Genomic DNA, 5,406 nt, shown 5'->3' on the forward strand with positions numbered 1-5,406 from the left:
CGACGAGCTGGCCGAAACCATCCTGCGCTATGCGGCGATGGTGCTGTTGTTGCCTGGTCGCAGACCCCTGAACACCGCCGAGGACATTCGCGCCTTTGCCACCGAGCACTTCCTGCCCAGCGAGCCCGCGACGCTGCGCGCCGGACCGGTGTGAATCGAGCGGGACGGCGCATAGGGGTGTTAGCGTCCCGTCAGTGTCAGACGCACGAAGCCCAGACGCCCTTGTGGATGCCGCGCCGCAACTGAGCCAGGGGCTGTCGCAGCGACAGCTGACCATGATCGCCATTGGCGGTGTCATCGGTGCCGGATTTTTTGTCGGCTCAGGCGTGGTGATCCGGACCGCCGGCCCTGCCGCGTTTGCCACGTATGCGCTGTGCGGCGTCCTGATCATCCTGGTGATGCGCATGCTGGGGGAGATGGCCACCGCGAATCCGTCGACGGGATCATTCGCTGACTACGCGCGCAAAGCACTGGGCGGCTGGGCGGGTTTCTCGGTGGGCTGGCTGTATTGGTACTACTGGGTGATCGTCGTCGGTTTTGAAGCGGTCGCCGGCGCGAAAGTCTTCAACTACTGGGTCGATGCGCCATTGTGGCTGGTCGCGTTGATCCTGATGCTGACGATGACCACGACGAACTTGTTCTCCGTCTCGTCCTTCGGGGAATTCGAATTCTGGTTCGCCGGAATCAAAGTCGCGACGATCATCGTCTTCCTTGGACTCGGTTCGTTTTTCGTGCTGGGCCTGTGGCCCGGTCGGCGGCTGGATTTCTCCAACCTGACCGCTCGCCACGGGTTCTTCCCGCATGGCATCGGCGGCGTTTTCTCCGCGATCGTCGTGGTGATCTTCTCGATGGTCGGGGCCGAGGTTGCCACCATCGCCGCAGGCGAAACTCCCGATCCCGAACGGGCAATTCAGCGGGCAACCAACGCGGTGGCCGCCCGCATCGCGATCTTCTTCGTGGGCTCGGTTTTTCTGCTTGTCGTGATATTGCCGTGGAGCTCGTTGGAGATCGGCGCTTCGCCGTTCGTTGCGGCGTTGAAGCACATGGGAATCCGCGGTGCCGATCACATCATGAACGCGATTGTGCTCACCGCCGTGCTGTCGTGTCTGAACTCCGGCCTCTACACCGGATCTCGCATGCTGTTCGTGCTGGCCGCCCGACACGAGGCGCCGGCCCAGCTGCTGAAGATCAGCCGACGCGGCGTGCCATACACGGCGATCATCTGTTCGTCGGTGGTGGGTTTTTTGTGCGTCATCATGGCGGCGATCGCGCCGGGCTCGGTGTTCGCCTTTCTGCTCAACTCGTCGGGCGCCATCGTGCTGTTCGTTTATCTGTTGATCGCGCTGTCGCAGATCGTCTTGCGCTTCAGGACGCCGCCGGAGAAGTTGCGGGTCAGGATGTGGTTCTTCCCGGTGCTCTCGATCGTGACGCTGGCCGCGATTGTCGGCGTGCTGGTGCAGATGGCGTTCAACAGCAGTGTGCGCGACCAGTTTTGGCTTAGCCTTGCGTCCTGGGCCGTGGTGGTCGGGCTGTATTTCCTGACCAAGCGGTGGCGGCGATCCGTCGTCGCCGCTTAGCCGGTCTTGGTCAGCAGAACCGCCTGCTGCCACGGCAACCTGGCGAAGACGCGCCGCGCCGCGCCGCTGACATGCGCCGCCGCCTCCTCCTTGGTCACGGTCCGAGGGTTGGTGACGCCAAATGACTTGGCGTGTCGCCGCATCCGGCCGCCGCCGGCGGCGTTGAGGTTCTTCAACCAATCGCGGTCCGGGCCGTAGGCCAGCGGGATCGCCACGCCGGGCTTGCCGTCGATGTCGGCGTTGAACACCGTCAATGGCGTGCGGTAATGCTTGCCGGAGCGCCGGCCGGCGTGCTCGAGACTGCCGACCGAGGGGGCCCAACCGGCCCACATCCGCTGAATCGGGTTGGTGACGTGTCGATTGAAACGGGCAAGCCGTTGCGGAAGCTGCATACTCGTACCTTATGGCCTACCTCAAGCCCCCGTGGTTCACCGTCAAGGTCTTCAACCGGATCGCGATGGCCACCGGCATCAGCAACAGCGAAACGCTGACTGTGACCAGGCGCGGCAGTGCGGAGCAACAGCACATTCCCGTCGTCACCGTCGACGTCGACGGCACCCGGTATCTGGTGTCCACCCGCGGCGAGTCGCAGTGGGTCAAAAACGTCCGAGCCAATCCCAGCGTCACGTTGACCAACAAGGCCGGCGCCGTGACCTACGTTGCGCAGGAAATGCCCGCGCCGCAGCGCCCGCCGATCCTGACCGCCTACCAGCGCAAGGCCGGCCGAGCCGTCGACGGCTATTTTCGTAAGTTGCCCGACGCCGCAGACCATCCCGTGTTCGTGCTCACCCCCGCGACGCCCTGACCGGCAAAAGCCGTAGTGACAATCGGGCCAGCCGCGACGGCGCCGGATTCCAGGGCTGCCGGTCGTCTGGGGGCCAGGCATAACACGGCGTCCGGCCGGACAGCAGCTGTCGCAGGCCCGGGCTGTCGAGTTCACGGGCCGACCAGGCGTACAGGTGTTCCACCCGCGGCGTGAGCACACCGACGTCGAGCAGATGACCTAATCCGTGTTCGGCCTGCGCGTATGGCTCAATGTCGTCACCGAGGGGATAGCGGTCGGGCAGCACTCGCGACAGCGACACGAAGATGCTGGTCATGCCCAGCCGTGGATCGCCAAGAAACCGGCCGGCGGGAGCCAGCCAGCCCAGGGCCAGCCGCGGCGCAGCGACCATCGCGTGGGTGTAGAGCACCCGGGCCAGCACCAGGTTGAGGAAGAACCGTTCGATCCGACCTTCGCGCTTCGCCAGCTGCTCGTTTTCTAGGTACGCGCCGACGACGCTCATGTTGTGCGCCCGATACCAGCGCCTGGCGCTGGGCTGTCGAATGAACTCCAGCCAGGCGGCGACCGTCGGCGAGCTCGGCGGTCCGGGATGACCGAAGGCCAGGGCGCGCGCTTCGACCCCGTCGTAGAGCACGCGCTCATTGATGGCGCGCCACCATGGGCTGCCCGGACTCGGCGCATCGATCGGGTTGAGCACTCCACGCCGCAGCTGCCATCGCATGAACGCCGACGCCGCCTGGCGGTATGGAAGATAGCCGCGGTCCACCTCCGGCGGCACCTGGTACTGGGAGCGCATCAGTGCCAGCCGTCCGCCCGGCTCGTCCCGGACGGCGCTGACGCTGGCCAGTGCGACCTCGCTCGCCGATTGCCGGATCACCAGTCGATTGTTCCAATGCCGCGGCGTTGGTGATATCGCATGCGGTGCCGTTTCGGGGAGGAATCACCCAGCCCTCCGAGGTGCTGGTGTGACCGACGTTGTGTTCAGCTTGACAACGGCTGACTGCTGCTGACGAAGCTGTTGATGGATTTACGCGAGCTGATCATCGCGCCGCAAACGGCGGGCGGGCGGTACGGCCACCACGCTCAGCGACATCGTCGCGTCGCTGTTCTGACAACGACAACCCCGAGCCCCTTATCTCTGTGGCCTAACTCCGAACACTTCGCGGAACAGTGCTTGCCGAATCGAGGCCGCGGCCGGCTTGACGGCGACGCATCGAACCGGTGCGGCATGGGCTGCGTGCCATCAACATCGCGCCAAGCCGAGACGAGGTGTGCGCCGAATACTTCAGGAGGAGGAAAACAAGTGACCCATCCCCCCGTTGACGATCTGCCCGAAAAGGCCACCTCAACGCTGCTCGACGTCTTTGAGCAGCTGTCGCTGTCGCGGCACGCAGGTCTGGCGCAGTGGGCTGCCTCGGTGTCCGACGCCCTGCTGGTCCGACTGGCGTCAGCGAAAGGCGGCGAACGAGTCGACATCGTCGACTTCAAACGGTGCGGCCCGCTGGCACGGCTCAACCAGGCCGAACTCAAAGGGCTGCGTTCGGTCGTGCTCGCTCTTGGTGAAGCCAGCGACGACGAGTCAGTCGTCGAGTGGTGCGCCCGCATGGGCCGGCTAATAGTCGCCGACTTCTACCGCCGCGCATACGAGCAGGCGGCGATCGACGCCAAGGCTGCCGTTATCGAAGCTGAGGAGTGGCGGCTCGCGCGCGAGGCGCGGCAAGCGCCCGACTGAGGTCGTACCCGACAACTACACCCTGTAGTCGGACCACTCGCAGCGGCTGGGACACTGGTGGACGTGCATAGCGATGTCTCGGCGAAGCTGTTTGCCGACGCCTGCGCGGTCATCCCCGGCGGGGTGAACTCACCGGTGCGGGCGTTTAAGGCCGTCGGCGGCACCCCGCGCTTCATCACCGAAGCCCACGGCTGCTGGCTGACCGACGCCGACGGCAACCGCTACGTCGACCTGGTCTGCTCGTGGGGACCGATGATCCTGGGTCACGCGCACCCGTCGGTGGTCGACGCCGTCGCCAAGGCCGCCGCCACCGGGTTGTCGTTCGGGGCGCCGACACCCGCCGAGACCGAGCTGGCCGCCGAGATCATCGACCGGATGCCACCCGTGCAGCGGATCCGGCTGGTCAACTCCGGCACCGAGGCCACGATGAGCGCGGTGCGGCTGGCCCGCGGGTCCACCGGCCGCGCCAAGATCGTCAAGTTCTCCGGTTGCTATCACGGCCACGTCGACGCGTTGCTCGCCGACGCGGGCTCCGGGGTCGCGACGCTGGGCCTGCCGTCGTCGCCCGGTGTCACCGGCGCCACCGCTGCCGACACGATTGTGTTGCCGTACAACGACATTGATGCTGTTCGGCAGAGCTTCGCCGAATTCGGTGATCAGATCGCCGCGGTGATCACCGAAGCCAGCCCCGGCAACATGGGCGTTGTTCCGCCCGCGCCGGGCTACAACGCGGCGCTGCGCGAGATCACCGCCGCGCACGGCGCCCTGCTGATCATCGACGAGGTGATGACGGGATTCCGGGTAAGCCGAAGCGGTTGGTACGGAATCGATCCGGTTGACGCCGACTTGTTCACCTTCGGCAAGGTGATGAGCGGCGGGCTGCCCGCTGCGGCGTTCGGCGGGCGCGCCGAGGTGATGGAACGGCTGGCGCCGCTGGGGCCGGTGTATCAAGCCGGCACGCTGTCCGGTAACCCGGTGGCGATGGCAGCCGGGCTGGCGACGTTGCGCAACGCCGACGACGCCGTCTACGCGGCGTTGGATACCAATGCCGACCGGCTGGCCGGCCTGCTGTCCGATGCGTTGACGGATGCCGGTGTGCCACATCAGATTCCGCGGGGCGGCAACATGCTCAGCGTGTTCTTCGGCGAGGCGCAGGTTACCGATTTCGCATCGGCGCGGGCCAGCGAAACCTGGCGCTTCCCAGCCTTCTTTCACGCCCTGCTGGACGGCGGTGTCTACCCGCCGTGCAGCGCCTTCGAGGCGTGGTTTGTCTCGGCGGCGCTCGACGATGCCGCCTTCGCCCGAATTGCCGA

At 66.0% G+C, this 5,406-nt stretch carries 6 protein-coding genes and 1 pseudogene; 5 read left to right on the forward strand and 2 right to left on the reverse strand.

The features are described 5' to 3' along the window. Positions 1–154 (forward strand): annotated as a pseudogene (locus tag WBF82_RS06075) (TetR/AcrR family transcriptional regulator); the annotation flags it as partial. Positions 155–224: 70 nt separating this feature from the next. Then, entirely contained in the window at positions 225–1,577 is a 1,353-nt protein-coding gene (locus tag WBF82_RS06080; protein WP_424382181.1) for an amino acid permease, read from the forward strand. On the opposite strand, the gene WBF82_RS06085 is transcribed toward WBF82_RS06080, so the two are convergent. Continuing rightward, positions 1,574–1,969, reverse strand: a complete 396-nt coding sequence (locus tag WBF82_RS06085; RefSeq protein WP_424382176.1) for a nitroreductase family deazaflavin-dependent oxidoreductase — start codon at positions 1,967–1,969, stop codon at positions 1,574–1,576. The genes WBF82_RS06080 and WBF82_RS06085 overlap by 4 nt on opposite strands. An 11-nt stretch (positions 1,970–1,980) precedes the next feature. Between WBF82_RS06085 and WBF82_RS06090 the strand changes: the two genes are divergently transcribed. Beyond that, positions 1,981–2,382 carry a nitroreductase/quinone reductase family protein gene (locus WBF82_RS06090; protein WP_424382177.1) on the forward strand — a complete coding sequence of 134 codons (402 nt, stop codon included), beginning with the start codon at positions 1,981–1,983 and terminating at the stop codon, positions 2,380–2,382. Here the strand turns inward: WBF82_RS06090 and WBF82_RS06095 are convergent. Further along, the gene (locus tag WBF82_RS06095; protein ID WP_424382178.1) at positions 2,363–3,238 is read right to left on the reverse strand and encodes a hypothetical protein; all 876 of its coding nucleotides are present in this window, start codon (positions 3,236–3,238) and stop codon (positions 2,363–2,365) included. The two genes, WBF82_RS06090 and WBF82_RS06095, sit on opposite strands and share 20 nt — an antisense overlap. 426 nt (positions 3,239–3,664) lie before the next feature. On the opposite strand from WBF82_RS06095, the gene WBF82_RS06100 reads away from it, so the two are divergent. Both WBF82_RS06100 and hemL read left to right on the forward strand, forming a co-directional pair. Further along, the gene (locus WBF82_RS06100) at positions 3,665–4,093 is read left to right on the forward strand and encodes a hypothetical protein (protein ID WP_424382179.1); all 429 of its coding nucleotides are present in this window, start codon (positions 3,665–3,667) and stop codon (positions 4,091–4,093) included. Positions 4,094–4,156: 63 nt separating this feature from the next. Beyond that, a partial coding sequence (gene hemL / locus WBF82_RS06105) for a glutamate-1-semialdehyde 2,1-aminomutase (RefSeq protein ID WP_424382180.1) occupies positions 4,157–5,406 on the forward strand: 1,250 nt, incomplete at its 3' end.

The sequence above is a fragment of the Mycobacterium sp. genome, assembly GCF_049673265.1.
Classification (GTDB): domain Bacteria; phylum Actinomycetota; class Actinomycetes; order Mycobacteriales; family Mycobacteriaceae; genus Mycobacterium.